Genomic DNA, 16,098 nt, shown 5'->3' on the forward strand with positions numbered 1-16,098 from the left:
AATAAAGTTTAGGTCTCAGTGTTGTTGTGATGCTTCGTGTATCAGTAACGGATCAAGTTGTTTCACTGCAGGCTCAATCATCTGAATTTGAAGCTTCGTATTGTCGTAATCGATGATGAATTCACTAATGTGCTTGTTGTTTAGAAAAGCTTTCGCGAGTGCAGGTTCAACTAACACTTTAAAACGACGGCTTAAACCCCGAGCACCAAATCGAACATCATGTCCTGAACTCAGGAATCGAATGGCAGCATCGGTCAAAGCAATGGTTCGACTTTGCTTTTTTAGACGTTGGTTCATTTTGTCAATTTCGAGTTGGACTAAGGTTGCAGCAAAATCAGATTCAACTGGCTGATAATGTAAGATTCGCTCAATTCGATTTAGAAACTCAGGATCAAACTTTTTATCGAGTGCTTTTGTCGTGATTTCACTGTCATCTAATTTCAAATGCTTGGCTAAATTCTGGAGTGGTTTTGGTAATTGACTGAGTTGTTTCAGACGCTTTTGAGCATCTTTGGCACCCACATTACTCGTCATAAAAATCATGCAGTTTTTAAAGTCTAAAACCTTTGTACCCGCAGTTAATTTTAAAGTTCCTGTTTCAAGCACATTGAGTAGCCCTCGAATGACTTCAGTACTGGCTTTTTCAATTTCATCAAAGAGAACAATGCCAGGTTTGGAGAAACTCCCTTGAATCAGGGCTTCATCGAATAAAGTATTTCCTTCTTTAGAGCCGACATAGCCTGGTGGGGCACCTGTCAGGGCGGCTGCATAATGCTCTTGTGCCAATGTATTCATATCAATTCGACAGAATGCATCAGCTTTACCGTGTATCGCTTCAGCAATGAGGCGGACTGTTTCAGTTTTTCCTACACCGGTAGGACCTAACATCATTGTGACACTTAAAGGACGATGAGCTGCGTTAAAATCTGCTTTCACTGTGGTGAGCATATTTTCAATTTCATCAAGTGCGGCTTCTTGTCCAATAATATGTTCACGTAGATGGGTCATCACGGCATCTGGTTCAAAACTGAATCGGGAAGTACGTGCAATACATTCCTTGCTTTGCATGTCATAGCGTTGTTTTGCCAAACTTTCCTGATTGGCATGTATACGGTCACTGGCAAATGTCATGTTCGAAACCTCCTGAAATCAAGTCGGACGAAGCTTCTTTAAGAAGCTTCTTTCTCTAACCCTTCGTGAGGTAAGTTGCCAATTGGGCACTCTGCAACGCCAATGGTTGAACGCGTAAACTGCTCAACATTTTCCTGTGCTTTTTGTGCGTCTAAGACCCATGTCTTGTAGAAGTCGAATGGACAATCGGCAACCCCTTTATCACCATCACCATTGTTGTATACGCCTGTATAGCCACGGTGTAGCAGCTTGAACAAGTGGTTTTGTGATTGATCGTATTTACGTGCATCACGTATTTCTGTGAGTGATAACTGTGCGTATTGGATACCATTTTCTTCCGTACCACATTCACCTAATGTACGTCCGTCAAAGCCGACCACTGCCGAATGTCCGAAGTAGGTATACACCCCATCAAATCCAGTACAATTGGCAACAGCGACATAAACGTTATTTGCCCAAGCCATACATTTGGCCATATTGATTTGCTGTTCATCAGCCGGGTACATATAACCTTGGCATCGCACCACAAGTTCAGCACCTTTCATCGCACAGTCGCGCCAAATTTCAGGGTAATTGCCGTCGTCACAGATAATGAGTGACATCTTGATGCCCTTAGGGCCTTCTGTCACATAAGTCGTATCTCCAGGGCACCAGCCTTCAATTGGGCACCATGGAATAATCTTGCGATATTTTTGAACGATTTCACCTTTGTTATTGATGAGCACTAAGGTGTTATATGGCACTTTATGCGGGTGTTCTTCGTGCTGTTCCCCAGTAATTGAGAATACGCCCCAAACATTTGCTTCAATACAAGCTTGAGAGAAAATTGCTGTTTCATCACCTGGGATTGTGGCTGCAGTTGCCATCATTTCATCATGATCATACATAATGCCCATGGTGCTGTATTCAGGGAAAACAATGAGATCCATACCTGGAATACCTTGCTTAATCCCTTTCAACATTTCAGCAATTTTTTTTGCATTCTCAAGTACTTCTGCTTTGGTGTGCAAGCGTGGAATTTTATAGTTCACTACTGCTACACCTACTGTATTTGGACTACTTGAGATATCACCGTGACGCATTCAACTTACTCCCCATATCTTTAAAATTAAAATCTATGTAAGGAGTTTCTCGTGAAATTGATCGATGCAAAATACGGTGAATTGCGTATATGAAGCGATATTTTGAATGAGTCTTTAGATCGAAATAACAATACCACTCCAACAAATGGTTAAAAAAAATCCCCCGAAAAATCGAGGGAGATGCCAAATTAAGAATTGATGAGATGACGTGCTTTAAACCGAAAGATATTTGCTAATGGTTGCTTCATCGACATTCGCTCTGACATCTTCATAAGCAAAACGGCCTTTATCGATGACCAAGAAGCGATCTGCCATCGCCATAGTAAAGCTCAGTACTTGCTCGGAGACCACGATAGTGAGGTCTCGTTGATCGCGAATTTCTTTTAGCGTTTTCGCAATATCTTTAATAATCGAGGGCTGGATTCCCTCGGTAGGTTCATCGAGCAGCAATACTTTGGGATTGGTGGCGAGTGCACGTGCAATTGCCAATTGTTGCTGTTGTCCACCAGATAAATTTCCCCCTTTGCGTTTACGCATATCCCAAAGTACAGGGAAAAGCTCATACAGATCGTCAGGTACTTTGCCATGGGCAGACGCAGGGAGACCTGTTTGAATATTCTCTAGAACAGACATGGTTGAGAAAATCATACGACCTTGAGGAACATAAGCAACACCATTTTCCACACGTTGATACGGGTCAAGCTTTTCTAAGTTTTTACCATCGAGCTTGATTTCGCCTTGAGTATTTTTAATATCACCGATAAGGGTTTTAAACAGTGTGGTTTTTCCCATCCCATTTCGACCCATAATCGCCACAATTTCTTTGGGTTGAATTTTAAGCTCTAGATCATGAATGACTTGGCTTTGTTTATAACCTGAACACAAAGAACTAATTTCTAATAATCCGCTCATAAGGCCTCCTTAGTGTCCGAGATAGACTTCAATGACTTTTGGATCACTTTGCACATCATCCATTTTTCCTGCTGCGAGGATTTTCCCTTGATGCAATACAGTCACTTTATCTGCAATAGTTTTTACGAACTCCATATCGTGCTCAATCACGAGGACTGAGCGTCCTTTACTGATTTCACGAAGCAGTTGTGCTGTCTGTTCGCGCTCAGAAACACTCATGCCTGCCACAGGTTCATCCAGCATTAACAACTCGGGGTCTTGCATAAGCAACATCCCTATTTCAAGCCATTGTTTTTGTCCATGAGACAATAGGCCTGCGGAGGTGTGTAATAAATCAGTGAGGAAAATTTTTGAAGCGACTTCTTGGATACGTTCTTCGACATCTTTGGTTCGCTTAAAGAACAAAGCCCCAAACACATTACGACCACGTGGGAAAGACATTTCTAGGTTGTCATAGACTGAAAGGTTTTCGTAAATATTGGGATTTTGAAATTTACGACCGACACCTTTACGAACGATTTCGAACTCTTTGAGCTTAGTCAGTTCAATATCATTAAATTTGATTGTGCCAGAAGTTGCTTTAGTTTTACCGCAAATCAAATCCAATACTGTTGTTTTACCTGCACCATTAGGGCCGATCACCACGTGAACTTCGTTTTTATCGAGATAGAAGTTGAGATCGCTGACGGCTTTAAAGCCATCAAACGAGACTGTGAGATCTTCGATAACAAGTACAGGTTTTGCCATTTCTACGCCGACTTTACTCATTTCACACCTCCTTCTACTTCAATATTGCTATCTTTTTTGGACTCCGTGGGTTGATGGGGGATAGGCGAAGCCGTTGTTTTTTTATCTTTGAAGATAAGTGGGCGAACATATTTTTCATATAAGCCAGCTAAACCATTCGGTAAGAACATCACAACGCCTATGAACAATGCACCAAGGAAGTACAACCATACTTCAGGGAATGCTTCAGAGAAGTAAGTTTTACCGAGGTTAACTAAAACTGCACCATATACAGCTCCAATCAGTGATAAACGACCGCCTACTGCAGCCAAGATCACCATTTCAATAGATGGGACGATGCCAATAATCGTTGGAGACATGAAGCCGACTTGCAGTGTAAACATTGCCCCACCGACGGAAGAAACGACTGCCGCAAAGCAGAAGATAAAGACTTTGTACATTGAAACGTCATAACCAGAAAAACGTACACGTTCTTCTTTTTCACGCATTGCAGAAAGTAAGCGACCTAACTTTGAGCTGAGAACAAAGCGACTGATCATGATGACTGCGATGAGTAATAATGCATTGATGTAATACAGAACGTACTTTGCCTCATCCGTACGGATGTCCCAGCCATGTAATGTCTTGAGATCAGTAATACCGTTGATACCACCAGTAAAGCCTTGTTGACCAATAATCAAAATTGTCAAAATCGCCACAATCGCTTGCATGATGATAGAGAAATACACGTCTCCTACACGACGAGTAAACATTGCAAAACCAATAATAAAAGCCAATAAAATTGGAATAATTACAATCGCGAATAGGGTAAATGTGAAACTATGGAACGGTTCCCAGAACATTGGTAGGCTGGTAATTTGGTTCCAGTCCATAAAATCAGGAATACCGGGTGTGGTTTGAGCTGCTGTGGATTGCATGTCAGAAGCTTCGAGCTTGAGGAACATGGCCATACAGTAGCCACCGATCCCAAAGAAAATACCCTGACCTAAACTCAAAATGCCGCCGTAACCCCAGCACAGCACTAAACCAATCGCGACAAAGGCAAACGTAAGATATTTACCCATTAAATTGAGACGGAAAACATCTAAAAACATGGGCATTACAAATAGGATCAGTACTGCCAATATAGCCAGTCCAATCGCACCTTCTTTACCGCCTAACAAGGCATTCATTGGATTACTCATATCAATCTCTCCTGAATACCTATTTACGAACTTTGATTGAGAACAAACCTTGAGGACGTAACATCAAAATGATGATGACCGTCGCTAAGGTAATGACTTTGGCAACAGAGCCTGACAGGAAAAACTCTAGGATTGATTGGGCTTGTGCAATACTGAAAGCCGAAGCGATAGTGCCTAATAGACTTGCAGCTCCACCAAACACCACAACCAAGAACGTGTCTACGATATAGAGAGAGCCTGCAGTTGGACCAGTTGAGCCAATTGTCGTAAACGCCGCACCAGCAATACCGGCCAAACCACAACCTAATGCGAATGTTAGACTGTCCACACGCTTTGTATTAATACCAACGGCACCACTCATGAAACGGTTTTGGTTTGTCGCACGAAGCTGTAAGCCCCAGCGAGAACGATAGATGAGGAAATAGACGAAAGCGGTCACGGTGAGTGTGACACCGACAAGGAATAAGCCATTAATAGGAATATCAATCGTCTCTGTCGGTTGATAAGAGCCCATAAGCCAATCAGGTAGTGTTGGACTCACTTCTTTGGGACCAAATGTAGAGCGAAACACTTGTTGCATGATTAAGCTCAAGCCCCAAGTTGCAAGCAAAGTATCGAGTGGCCGCTGATAAAGCCGACTAATCATGAGCCGTTCGACCATATAGCCGATAATGCCTGCTGTCAGAAAAGCTGCCACAATCGCTACAATAAAATAATAAGGAAGCAATTGAGGAAAATAGCTTTCAGTCAGGGTTGAAATGACAAATGTGGTATACGCGCCTATTGTGAGGAATTCACCATGTGCCATATTGATGACACCCATTTGCCCAAAAATAATTGCAAGGCCCAGTGCCATTAACAACAGCACACAGAAAACAGAAAGACCATTAAAGCCTTGCATCGCAAATATTGCACCGAAGTCAGCTAAAGATAAATCCATCGCCTCATCCTCCAAGCTTTAAATAATAGGTTTGAAATGAAAAGATCAGGAGAGGTCTCTCCTGATCATGTGCTGTCGATTAGTAGCCTTTAGGGAATGGATTAGGCTTGATTAAACCTTTTGATTCGTAGACCACTTTGAATTGACCATTGGTTTGCACTTGTGCAATACGTGATTTGCTCCATAAATGATGATTGGCATCAATTTTCACGTAACCTTCAGGCGCATTTTTCATTTCGATGCCTGGAGAGGCTTTGGTCACTTTAGCAACATCAAAACTACCAGCTTTTTCAACTGCGGCTTTCCATAACCACGGACCAAGATAAGCGGCTTGAGTCACATCACCAATTACTGCTTTAGGACCGTATTTCGCTTTAAATGCTTTTACGAAAGCTGCGTTACTTGGATTATTTAGACTTTGGAAATATTTCATTGAAGAGTAGAAGCCCTTCATATTTTCGCCACCAATACCCAGTAATTCATCTTCTGTCACAGAGAAGGTGAGCAGTGTTTGCTTATCGCCAGTCACGCCTGCAGCTTTCATTTGCTTGTAGAATGAAACGTTTGATCCACCTACCACGGCAGCGACAATTGCATCTGGTTTACGAAGTTTGGTTTTGTTAATTAAAGAACCAAATTGCGTATGGCCAAGCGGGTAGTATTCTTCACCGACGACTTTACCTTTCAACACTTTTTCAATGTGTGTACGGGCAATTTTCATGGTGGTACGTGGCCAAATATAGTCAGAGCCGATTAAATAGAATGTTTTGGCTTTTTTCTCACGTGCAAGCCAATTCAGAGACTCAAGCACCTGTTGTGTAGCTTCTTGACCGGTATAAATCACATTTTTAGATTGTTCTAGACCTTCATAGAATGTTGGGTAATACAGAAGCGAATTATTTCGCTCAATAATAGGTAATACGGCTTTACGAGAAGCTGAAGTCCAGCAACCAAAAATTGCTGCAACACGATCCTTTTCAGTTAATTTTCGGGCTTTCTCAGCGAAAGTTGGCCAGTCAGACGCACCATCTTCTTGAACAATTTTAATCTGACGACCTAATACACCACCTTGTTTGTTGATCTGCTCAATGGCTAAGCGTTCTGCTTGGATGGCCCCTGTTTCAGAGATTGCCATCGTTCCCGTCGCTGAATGAAGCTGACCGACATAGACGAATTTATCATTTACGTTAAGTTTGGTTGTATTTACTTTTGCTGTCGCTGGAGCACTCGCAGTGGTCAAGACAGGTGCCAGTAAAAAAGGAACAGCGAGTAGTCCTGCGAGTAAGCCAGATGTTTTAACTTTAGATTTTAAGGTCATTGATGTTCCCCTGATGAAGTGGATAAGGCCATTGCGCGATTTATTGTTTGCGCTTGCTATGGACTTAAGCCTAAGGGGTGTTAAAAAATGAGCATATACGTCACTTTACGTATATCGATGTTCCTCAAAATGTTTTTTGATGAAAGTTAAGCTGGGCATAGATTTTGCTAACTGTAAGGGTCTATTTAAATTGCCTAGCTTTATGGTTTCATCTAGCAATACTCCTCAAGCACCGCAACGGGTGATTCATACACGCCGTAAATACAATACTTGGGTGGTTGATGAGAGTATTGAAGACTATGCACTACGCTACGCACCGAGGTCAGTAAGACGGTGGTCCCTTTGGACGGTGACCAATACAGCGCTTGCAGCAGTCAGTTTTCTAGCGATGGAAGCGCTTGGTGCAACCATGTTATGGCAATATGGCTTTAGCAATGCATTCTGGGCCTTAGTGGTCGTTTCAATTATTATCTTTTTGACCAGTTGGCCTATTGGATATTACGCGGCCAAATACAATGTTGATATTGACCTACTTACACGGGGCGCAGGCTTTGGCTATATCGGCTCATCTATAACTTCAGTCATTTACGCCAGTTTTACTTTCATCTTCTTTGCTTTTGAAGCCGCTATCATGGCTTTGGCGCTTGAGCTTGGTTTAGGTGTGCCGCTGAGTCTAGGTTATTTAATTTCTGCGCTTATTATTCTGCCCCTAGTGATCAAAGGCATAGGGTTTATTAATAAAGTACAAGCGTTTACCCAACCATTATGGATTTTTTTATTATTACTACCATGGTGCTTTGTTTTGGTGAAGCACCCGACTCTGCTCTCTGAAGTTGCCCTAATAGAAGGCGCACAAAGTCAAAGTGCAGGATTCAATTTGGCTTTTTTTGGCGCATCTTGCACTGTTTTGTTTGCGCTGATTACGCAGATTGGTGAACAAGCTGATTATTTAAGATTTTTGCCAGACAAAAAACATGCTCAAAAGACATGGAATTGGGCGGTATTTTTAGGTGGTCCTGCATGGATATTGGTGGGATTCATTAAAATTTTTATGGGCATGATTTTAATGGTACTCGCCCTTAAATTTATGGTGCCGAATCATGAATTAAGCAATCCGAATTATCTATATTGGATCGCCTACCAACAAGTGATTGAGCATCCTGGTGCTGCATTATTTCTTACAGTCATGTTTGTGTGTATCGCACAGTTAAAGATCAACGTAACCAACGCTTATGCTGGCTCATTGGCATGGTCTAATTTCTTTGCACGCTTAACGCACAGTCATCCCGGACGTGTGGTCTGGTTAGTATTCAATATTTTTATTGCGCTATTGTTGATGGAGCTGGGTGTCATCCATGCGGTGGAGCGTGTATTAGGGCTTTATAGTAATGTGGCCTTGGCATGGGTGGGTGCCATCGTTGCTGATCTCGTCATCTGTAAGCCATTGGGGCTGAGCCCGAAAGGAATTGAGTTTAGGCGTGCTTACCTCTATGACATTAATCCAGTCGGTGTTGGCAGTTTATGTATTGCATCCTTATTGTCGATTTTATGCTACTGGGGATTATTTGGTGATATCGCAAAATCCTTAGCAGGATTTATTGCTTTAGGTTCAGCTATCGTCTGTGTCCCAATGCTTGCTTATTTTACTCGTGGCAAATACTACATCGCACGTCATGAAGATAAATCATTAAAACCAATAGAGACACAACGATGTGTGGTTTGTGAGCATGAGTATGAAATGGCTGACATGGCGACTTGTCCTGCTTATAACAATATTATTTGTTCTTTATGCTGTACCTTAGAAGCTCGTTGCCATGATTTATGTAAGCCTCATGCACGGTGGTCTGCACAACTTAAGCATTTTGCAGTTTGGTTTCTACCGCACCAATGGTTGAGATACATCAATACTAGATTGAGCCTTTATATTTTGATGATCTTTGTTCTGAGTGTGGTTTTGGCAGTCAGTTTAAGTCTGGTTTATTTACAAGAACTGAGTAATTTCGGCACAGTATTTGGATCAACTCAACAGCATGAGTTGCTGATGCTATTTGTGAAAATTTATGCCGTATTATTTTTACTGTTATGTGTTGCAGCATGGTGGTTGGTACTCAATGATGAAAGTCGCCGACAAGCTCAGCTTGAAAGTAATATGCAAACACAACTGCTCATGGACGAAATTGAAGCGCATAAAATTACAGATCGGCAATTACAAGATGCACGAACTCAAGCTGAAAAAGCCAATGAGGCCAAAAGTCGTTATGTTGTTGGGATTAGTCATGAACTGAGAACACCTCTAAATAGTATTTTAGGATATAGCCAGTTACTCAATAAACAAGAAAAACTCTCTGAACAAGGAAAAGCTGCGCTGGGCGTGATTCGTCGTAGTGGGCAGCATTTAACGTCCTTGATTGATGGTTTACTTGATCTTGCAAGGATTGAAACAGGTAAAATTTCTTTAGAAATGTCGAATATTGAATTTCCGAAGTTTCTCCAACAAATCGTGAATATGTTTGAGCCACAATTCCAACAAAAACAACTGAAATTTACGGTCGAAATTAGTGAAAAAATACCACAATACGTACGTATAGATAAAAAAAGACTTGAACAGATCCTTATCAATTTAATGGGAAATGCTTTGAAATTTACGCTCGAAGGAGAGGTGAAATTTCGAGTGGATTATCGCTTTCAGACGGCATATTTTGAAATTCATGATACGGGATGCGGAATTGCTGAAGCAGATCTAGAGCGAATATTCCAGCCTTTTGAGCGCGGACAAAATGTCGTACAAGGTAGCTTTGCTGGAACAGGTTTGGGTTTACCAATTGTTAAACTATTGGTGGATATTCTCGGTGGGGAGTTAAAGGTAAGCAGTACGTTAAAAAAAGGTTCTATTTTTAAAATAAAACTATATTTACCTTCAAAGTCGGTCATTCATCCGATTGCTGATGTCGCATCGAATACAGTATCTGGCTATACGGGACATCGCCGTAAAATATTGGTCGTAGACAATGAAGCAACTGATCGTGGACTAGTTTTAAATTTCCTTAAACCTCTCGGCTTTATTCTTGAAGAAGCAGAATCGGGATTGCAATGTCTAAGAAAAGTCCCTGAATTTCGACCAGATTTAATTTTAATGGATTTGAGTATGCCTTTGATGGGAGGGTGGGAAACTGCGAAATTATTGAGAAATAATAAAATGACCAATGTTCCCATCATCATTATTTCCGCAGATGCCAATGAACGAATGCAGAACCCTGAAACCGATGTATTGAATGAAGACTTTCTGGTCAAACCAGTGGACTTAAATCTGCTACTGAACAAAATTGGAGATAAATTAGGCTTGAACTGGGTTCATCAGAATGAGCCAACTCAAGTCGCAGAAGAACCTCAAAAACAGGTTGAACCCTTACACTATGATAGTAACGCTTTATCTGTCAGCGTGATTGATGAGGATGATGTAGCACCAGAACAAGCGCTAATCAAACTAGAAGATTATTTGAGTATTGGTTATATCCGTGGAGCCAAAGAGATCCTCGAAATTTGCAAGAAACGCAATGTCTGTGATCCTTCTATATGGCAACACATAGAATTTGATATTCAACGCTTCGATACCCAACGTGCATTACAACGATTACACGAGCACCTATCTGATATCAGATCTGATTTGGAAGGGAGTTAAGCTATGTTAGAAAGTATTTTAATTGTGGATGATATTCCTGAAAATCTAAGTTTATTACATGAAAGTCTTGATCAAGCAGGCTATCAGGTCTTAGTTGCCACCAATGGTTTTACTGCTATTGAAATTGCGCACCGTTCACAGCCAGATATGATTTTATTGGATGGGAGTATGCCTGAGATTGATGGTTTTGAAACCTGTATCCAGCTTAAAGCGAGTCCAATGACTGAGCACATCCCTGTCATATTTATGACGGGTTTGACGGAAACCGAACATATTGTAAAAGGCTTTCAAGTCGGGGGCGTAGATTATGTGACAAAGCCACTGAATATCGATGAAGTACAAGCACGTGTCAAAACGCATTTACTGCAAGCCCGTTTAATGCACCAACAGAAACAAATGCTCGATGCAACAGGCAGTGCAATTTTGTCGATGAATATGGATGGGGAAATTATTTGGCAGACACCTGTAGTGCAAGGTTTATTAACGCAACATGGAATTGATATTACTCATTTTAGAAAGAGTATAAATCAGTGGTTAAAAGCACTTTTCCAGCAATCTTATCAAGAAGAAATGCTACATGGTCAATATGGTCATGGGCATCAGCAATTACAATTAAATTTATTGACCAAGCTGAAAGAAGGACAATTACCTAAACATGTTTTGGTTCAGCTCAAAGAGCAAACACACATGCCAAGTGTTGAGGAGATCGCTCAAGCTTGTCCGAATTTAACACCACGTGAGGCTGAAGTTATGCATTGGGTAACGCTTGGCAAAACCAACCGAGATATTGCAGAAATTTTGGAGTTGAGTCCACGCACCGTCAATAAACATTTAGAGCATGTTTTTGAGAAGCTGTTTGTGGAAACGAGAACTGCTGCGGTGTTACATGTGATGTCAGCTTGTCAAAATCAAGCAGTCGTATAGAACTCATCGTTTCTAGCAAAATCTTTAAATCGCTATACCAGCTGATAGTGATCTTTCACTCTCCCTTCATTAACCTCTTTTTATCCTAAGATAAAAAGAGTAAATAAAATGAGTATGATCAATTCACTTCTAATCATAGACCAAATGTTTGAGGCATTTAGGTCTCAAGATTTACAGGCTGCTGTTGCAACAGTAACTGAGGATACGGTATGGATTCACCATGGCTCACAAAAACTGCCTTCAATTCGATTTGAAGGAAAAACGGGTGTAGAACAGTTCTTCAATACCAATTTCACAACCATGCATGTCGCATACTTTAATATTTTACGTATGGTCAAAGAAGGTAACAAAGTGGTGGTTTTTGGACGCGAAAAATTTACGATTGATGGTCAAGATGGTGAATTTGAGCAAAAATGGGTACAAGAGTACACCATTGAAAATGGACTGATTTCAAGAATGGAAGAATATGCGACATCGGTGAATGACAATGATTACCTAGTTGTAAAATAATAGTCAAAGATGGACATAAAATTAGATGGTCTCATGATCTGCATAACTGAGATGCATAAGCACCAGATTCAATGTGATATTTCAATTTGATCAAACTTAAACACATCACAATTAGGTCCACTGCCAATCCGATCCACCACCGCAAAATCACTCGGGCTTTCCAATGTTAAAAGTGGATGATGCCAAGTCCCCGTACGATAGTTTACACCTTGAGAGCCATTAGTTATAAAAGCTTGTAGGTTTGAAATATCGGGCTGATTCGCATTTAAGTTTGGTGCAACCACTACTAAAAACTTTTGTCCCTGCATCGGGATGAAAGCTTGTGATCCATGAGGATGACGTTCAAGCATTGAAATTTTGAACGGAATATTGGTACTTTGAATATTTCGAAAAATACTAATCCCGGCTTTGGCATCGCCAATAATTTCAGTGGTCACTAAAGCATGATAGCGCTCTGTATGCGCATCGTTAATATGAAAATAATCATTTCCTTGGCAAGCAATGACGTCACCAAAAGGTGCAAAATTTTCGGAGGTTAAAGGTTGTAGGGTAATGGTATGCATCATAAAAATTCGCTAAAAAGATACTGCATTTTCAATTTAGAATTGTGTCGAAAATGCAGTCAAAATAAGATCACTTTAAAAGTAACAAATGCTCAACTAAGGATTTACTTTACCCCAGAGGCGTATACGGCTAATCCCTCCATCAGGAATCATATTCACCCGAATATGAGAAATTTTTTCGTGTCGCAATACTTCATTTACAAAGTTATGAATGTGATCCATTTGCATTGGTTGAGCATCTAATAAGAAAGGCCAAAACATACTTTGTGGAGTCAATTGAGGATCCGTTGCATCTTCTATATAAATGGCTTGAATGGACACTTCAGCAGGATAATTTCCTTTAAAGTGGGCTGTATCAATCTCGATCTTTTCAATGTGACCAGCTTGCCCTAAAGCTAAAATACACCAGTCGAAACCGGGTGCACGACGGCGTGCGGTTTCCCAACCATCACCCATATTAATCCCACGTCCTGGATTGATCAGATTACGTGGATGTCCGAAGTGTGCATCACTATAGGCAATAACACGTCCACCATTTTCAAGTGCAAGCAGGTCGAGGGTTTGGTTTTGATCTTGGATTTTAACGCTGACTTCACCATATACGCGGAATCGTGCGATACCCCCATCTGGAAAAATATTTAAACGAAGATGGGTAAAGATCTGATTCATTGAAACTTCAAAGACATGGTGCTGACTTGGTCCCAATATACTATTTGGTAAAATTTGGTGCCATTCAGCATTATCCAAGTTTTCATTTGGTGCATAACACCCTTCTACTGAAGCAGAAGCGGGATAATTACCACTAAAAAAAGTAGTATCAATATCGAGTGCTTTAATTTTACCTGCAACACCTAAGTGAACAATCGCCCAATCATAACCACTGTGACGCTTACGACGGGTTTCCCATCCATCCATCCACTTGCCATGATCATCAAATTTACCTTCTACAAAGATAGGCGCATCAAACTGAAGCATACGTTGAGCTTCAGCAAAAAAATCATCAGAACATGTTGTGACTTTTGCACCAATTCGGGCATCTGCAAGGTTAGTAAGTTGCTGTAAATGAGTAGGGATTTCAAATTCCGGTGCCAATAGTGTTGCCATGTCATCTTCCATTATTACTTTAAAACTTGATTCTTATCAAAAGAATGCATTCTTAGAATCGTAATGCGTTGTTATGTCGCATCTGCTTAAGGGCTTTAAAAAGAATGCACAGCATGTGCCAACCTTGCACTTATGTAGCGCTATATTGGTGGAAATGGCACGTTTTTCGCTTTAAGCAGTGGGTTAAAGCAAAAAAAATTGTGGAAGTAAAAATGAATATCACCATTATTGGTGCCGGAATGGCAGGATTAACGACCGGAATTGCGCTGAAGAAATTTGGTCATCAAGTTTCAATATATGAACAAACTGAAAAAATTTTACCCGTGGGTGCTGCGATTTCATTGTGGTCAAATGGTGTGAAATGTTTGAACTATCTAGGACTCACGGATCAAGTCGCTCAACTTGGTGGGAAAATGGATCACCTTGCTTATGTCGATGGGCTCACGGGTGATGTCATGACGCAATTTAGTTTATATCCATTGATTGAAGAAGTCGGGCAGCGACCTTATCCTGTTTCTCGCGCTGAATTACAAAATATGTTAATGGATGAGTTTGGACGTGAAGATATTCATCTTGCAAAAAAAATGATCGGACTTGAGGATCAAGGTGATGATGTCAAAATCCATTTTGCTGACGGAACAGAAATCACCACGGATTTATTGGTCGGCGCGGATGGGACTCATTCAATCACGCGTGCCTATGTTTTAGGTGAGCAAGTTGAGCGTCGTTATGCAGGTTATGTGAATTGGAATGGGTTGGTCGAAATTTCTGAGTCGCTCGCTCCTGCCGATCAGTGGACCACCTTTGTGGGAGAAGGGAAGCGAGCTTCTTTAATGCCAGTCGCAGGTAATCGTTTTTACTTCTTCTTTGATGTACCCCTTGAATTAGGTTTGGAAAATGATCGTACTCAGTATAAAAAATTACTAAAACAATATTTTGACGGTTGGTGTCCGCAAGTACAAACTTTGATTGATGCTATTGATGAACAGCGAACCAATCGTGTTGAAATCCATGATATAGAACCATTTGCAGATTTCTATAAAGGGCGAGTAGTGATTGTTGGCGATGCAGCACATAGTACAACACCTGATATTGGGCAAGGCGGTTGCCAAGCGATGGAAGATGCCATTTATTTGGCTCGGGCATTACAGATTAATACATTGGGAATTCAGGATGCGTTAAGACGTTATCAAAACAAACGTAATGAACGCACGGCTGAAATGGTATTGAGAGCGCGTAAACGTTGTGATGTGACGCATATGAAAGACGAATCGATTACTCGTGAATGGTATGAGGACTTAAGAAAAGAACAAGGACCTCATATTATGAAAGGTATTATCAGTAATATTGTTGGAAATCCTTTGGATTAAGAGATTTTAAATAAAAGGGCTAAATGCCCTTTTTAAGTATTTAGATTCAGTTGGAATAAGACGAGATTGCGCCAAGATCCAAATTTTTGTCCGACTTCTGGTAAATAGCCTGTTTGTTTAAATCCAAAGTATTCATGTAATTTGATGGATGCAAAATTTTCATGATCTATAGCAGCGATCATGACATGAATTTTATGTTGGCTTGCGTGTTGAATTAAATGTTGGAGTAAAGCTTTGCCAAAACCCAAACGTGTAAAATTGGGATGAATATACACAGAGTGTTCGACAGTTTGTCTAAAACCACTGATCGCTCTAAATGTACTATATTCAGCATAACCTGCAATTTGTTGGGTGAGTTCGTTTTCAACCACAAAAATAGGGAAATGATCTATTAGATGCTGACGATACCAATTCTGATAATAATAAATGTCTTGATCTTGCTCATTCCATGTTGCAAAACCATTCAGAATTTCATCGTTGTAAATATCTTGGATTTGAGTTAAATCCTGTTCAGTTGCGAAACGAATTTTAAAAGACATTTTTTATTCTAATCGTCAGTATTTATAACTTTATTTTGATTATTGAGCATAAAAAAAGCAAGACACTAGTCTTGCTTTTTTATTATAAATATCAA

General features: G+C 40.6%; 14 protein-coding genes. 4 read left to right on the top strand and 10 right to left on the bottom strand.

Annotated elements, in window-relative coordinates; translation table 11 throughout:
• Positions 1–15 precede the first annotated feature (15 nt).
• The 7 genes from AC1M9M_RS04380 to urtA all read right to left on the bottom strand — a co-directional run bounded on the left by AC1M9M_RS04380 (position 16) and on the right by urtA (position 7,314).
• Positions 16–1,131, bottom strand: coding sequence for an AAA family ATPase (locus AC1M9M_RS04380; RefSeq protein WP_481595712.1), 1,116 nt, complete (start codon positions 1,129–1,131; stop codon positions 16–18).
• Between the two features lie 38 nt (positions 1,132–1,169).
• The gene (locus AC1M9M_RS04385) at positions 1,170–2,213 is read right to left on the bottom strand and encodes an aliphatic amidase (RefSeq protein WP_035264753.1); all 1,044 of its coding nucleotides are present in this window, start codon (positions 2,211–2,213) and stop codon (positions 1,170–1,172) included.
• A 213-nt stretch (positions 2,214–2,426) separates the two neighbouring features.
• Positions 2,427–3,125 carry an urea ABC transporter ATP-binding subunit UrtE gene (urtE, locus tag AC1M9M_RS04390; protein WP_035264750.1) on the bottom strand — a complete coding sequence of 233 codons (699 nt, stop codon included), beginning with the start codon at positions 3,123–3,125 and terminating at the stop codon, positions 2,427–2,429.
• A 9-nt stretch (positions 3,126–3,134) separates the two neighbouring features.
• Positions 3,135–3,893 (bottom strand): urea ABC transporter ATP-binding protein UrtD, encoded by a 759-nt coding sequence (gene urtD / locus AC1M9M_RS04395; protein WP_092766538.1) that lies wholly within the window; start codon positions 3,891–3,893, stop codon positions 3,135–3,137.
• The gene (gene urtC / locus AC1M9M_RS04400) at positions 3,890–5,056 is read right to left on the bottom strand and encodes an urea ABC transporter permease subunit UrtC (RefSeq protein WP_481590162.1); all 1,167 of its coding nucleotides are present in this window, start codon (positions 5,054–5,056) and stop codon (positions 3,890–3,892) included. Before urtC ends, urtD begins: the two co-directional genes overlap by 4 nt.
• 19 nt (positions 5,057–5,075) lie before the next feature.
• Positions 5,076–5,996, bottom strand: a complete 921-nt coding sequence (gene urtB / locus AC1M9M_RS04405; protein ID WP_035264743.1) for an urea ABC transporter permease subunit UrtB — start codon at positions 5,994–5,996, stop codon at positions 5,076–5,078.
• A gap of 79 nt (positions 5,997–6,075) precedes the next feature.
• The gene (urtA, locus tag AC1M9M_RS04410) at positions 6,076–7,314 is read right to left on the bottom strand and encodes an urea ABC transporter substrate-binding protein (protein ID WP_179999684.1); all 1,239 of its coding nucleotides are present in this window, start codon (positions 7,312–7,314) and stop codon (positions 6,076–6,078) included.
• Between the two features lie 202 nt (positions 7,315–7,516).
• On the opposite strand from urtA, the gene AC1M9M_RS04415 reads away from it, so the two are divergent.
• The 3 genes from AC1M9M_RS04415 to AC1M9M_RS04425 all read left to right on the top strand — a co-directional run bounded on the left by AC1M9M_RS04415 (position 7,517) and on the right by AC1M9M_RS04425 (position 12,427).
• Positions 7,517–10,993, top strand: coding sequence for a hybrid sensor histidine kinase/response regulator (locus tag AC1M9M_RS04415; RefSeq protein ID WP_481595789.1), 3,477 nt, complete (start codon positions 7,517–7,519; stop codon positions 10,991–10,993).
• A 3-nt stretch (positions 10,994–10,996) separates the two neighbouring features.
• Positions 10,997–11,917, top strand: a complete 921-nt coding sequence (locus AC1M9M_RS04420) for a response regulator (protein ID WP_481595713.1) — start codon at positions 10,997–10,999, stop codon at positions 11,915–11,917.
• Positions 11,918–12,025: 108 nt separating this feature from the next.
• Complete coding sequence (locus AC1M9M_RS04425) at positions 12,026–12,427, top strand: nuclear transport factor 2 family protein (protein WP_481595714.1); 402 nt, start codon at positions 12,026–12,028, stop codon at positions 12,425–12,427.
• Positions 12,428–12,495: 68 nt separating this feature from the next.
• Here AC1M9M_RS04425 and AC1M9M_RS04430 read toward each other — a convergent pair whose 3' ends face one another.
• Both AC1M9M_RS04430 and alc read right to left on the bottom strand, forming a co-directional pair.
• The gene (locus AC1M9M_RS04430; RefSeq protein ID WP_481595715.1) at positions 12,496–12,993 is read right to left on the bottom strand and encodes an ureidoglycolate lyase; all 498 of its coding nucleotides are present in this window, start codon (positions 12,991–12,993) and stop codon (positions 12,496–12,498) included.
• Between the two features lie 93 nt (positions 12,994–13,086).
• Positions 13,087–14,094, bottom strand: a complete 1,008-nt coding sequence (gene alc, locus AC1M9M_RS04435) for an allantoicase (RefSeq protein ID WP_481595716.1) — start codon at positions 14,092–14,094, stop codon at positions 13,087–13,089.
• 212 nt (positions 14,095–14,306) lie between these two features.
• Here alc and hpxO point away from each other — a divergent pair, with 212 nt between their 5' ends.
• Positions 14,307–15,464: an FAD-dependent urate hydroxylase HpxO gene (gene hpxO, locus AC1M9M_RS04440; RefSeq protein WP_481595717.1), complete on the top strand. Its 1,158-nt coding sequence runs from the start codon at positions 14,307–14,309 to the stop codon at positions 15,462–15,464.
• A gap of 32 nt (positions 15,465–15,496) precedes the next feature.
• Here hpxO and AC1M9M_RS04445 read toward each other — a convergent pair whose 3' ends face one another.
• On the bottom strand, positions 15,497–16,003 hold the full coding sequence (locus tag AC1M9M_RS04445) for an N-acetyltransferase family protein (protein ID WP_481595718.1): 507 nt from the start codon (positions 16,001–16,003) through the stop codon (positions 15,497–15,499).
• Positions 16,004–16,098: the final 95 nt, after the last annotated feature.

This window comes from Acinetobacter sp. ANC_7503 (assembly GCF_056780035.1).

Coding starts and splice junctions, on each gene's coding strand:
- AC1M9M_RS04380 (WP_481595712.1), bottom strand. CDS start 1,131: ATGACATTTGCCAGTGACCGTATACATGCCAATCAGGAAAGTTTGGCA.
- AC1M9M_RS04385 (WP_035264753.1), bottom strand. CDS start 2,213: ATGCGTCACGGTGATATCTCAAGTAGTCCAAATACAGTAGGTGTAGCA.
- urtE (WP_035264750.1), bottom strand. CDS start 3,125: ATGAGCGGATTATTAGAAATTAGTTCTTTGTGTTCAGGTTATAAACAA.
- urtD (WP_092766538.1), bottom strand. CDS start 3,893: ATGAGTAAAGTCGGCGTAGAAATGGCAAAACCTGTACTTGTTATCGAA.
- urtC (WP_481590162.1), bottom strand. CDS start 5,056: ATGAGTAATCCAATGAATGCCTTGTTAGGCGGTAAAGAAGGTGCGATT.
- urtB (WP_035264743.1), bottom strand. CDS start 5,996: ATGGATTTATCTTTAGCTGACTTCGGTGCAATATTTGCGATGCAAGGC.
- urtA (WP_179999684.1), bottom strand. CDS start 7,314: ATGACCTTAAAATCTAAAGTTAAAACATCTGGCTTACTCGCAGGACTA.
- AC1M9M_RS04415 (WP_481595789.1), top strand. CDS start 7,517: ATGGTTTCATCTAGCAATACTCCTCAAGCACCGCAACGGGTGATTCAT.
- AC1M9M_RS04420 (WP_481595713.1), top strand. CDS start 10,997: ATGTTAGAAAGTATTTTAATTGTGGATGATATTCCTGAAAATCTAAGT.
- AC1M9M_RS04425 (WP_481595714.1), top strand. CDS start 12,026: ATGAGTATGATCAATTCACTTCTAATCATAGACCAAATGTTTGAGGCA.
- AC1M9M_RS04430 (WP_481595715.1), bottom strand. CDS start 12,993: ATGATGCATACCATTACCCTACAACCTTTAACCTCCGAAAATTTTGCA.
- alc (WP_481595716.1), bottom strand. CDS start 14,094: ATGGCAACACTATTGGCACCGGAATTTGAAATCCCTACTCATTTACAG.
- hpxO (WP_481595717.1), top strand. CDS start 14,307: ATGAATATCACCATTATTGGTGCCGGAATGGCAGGATTAACGACCGGA.
- AC1M9M_RS04445 (WP_481595718.1), bottom strand. CDS start 16,003: ATGTCTTTTAAAATTCGTTTCGCAACTGAACAGGATTTAACTCAAATC.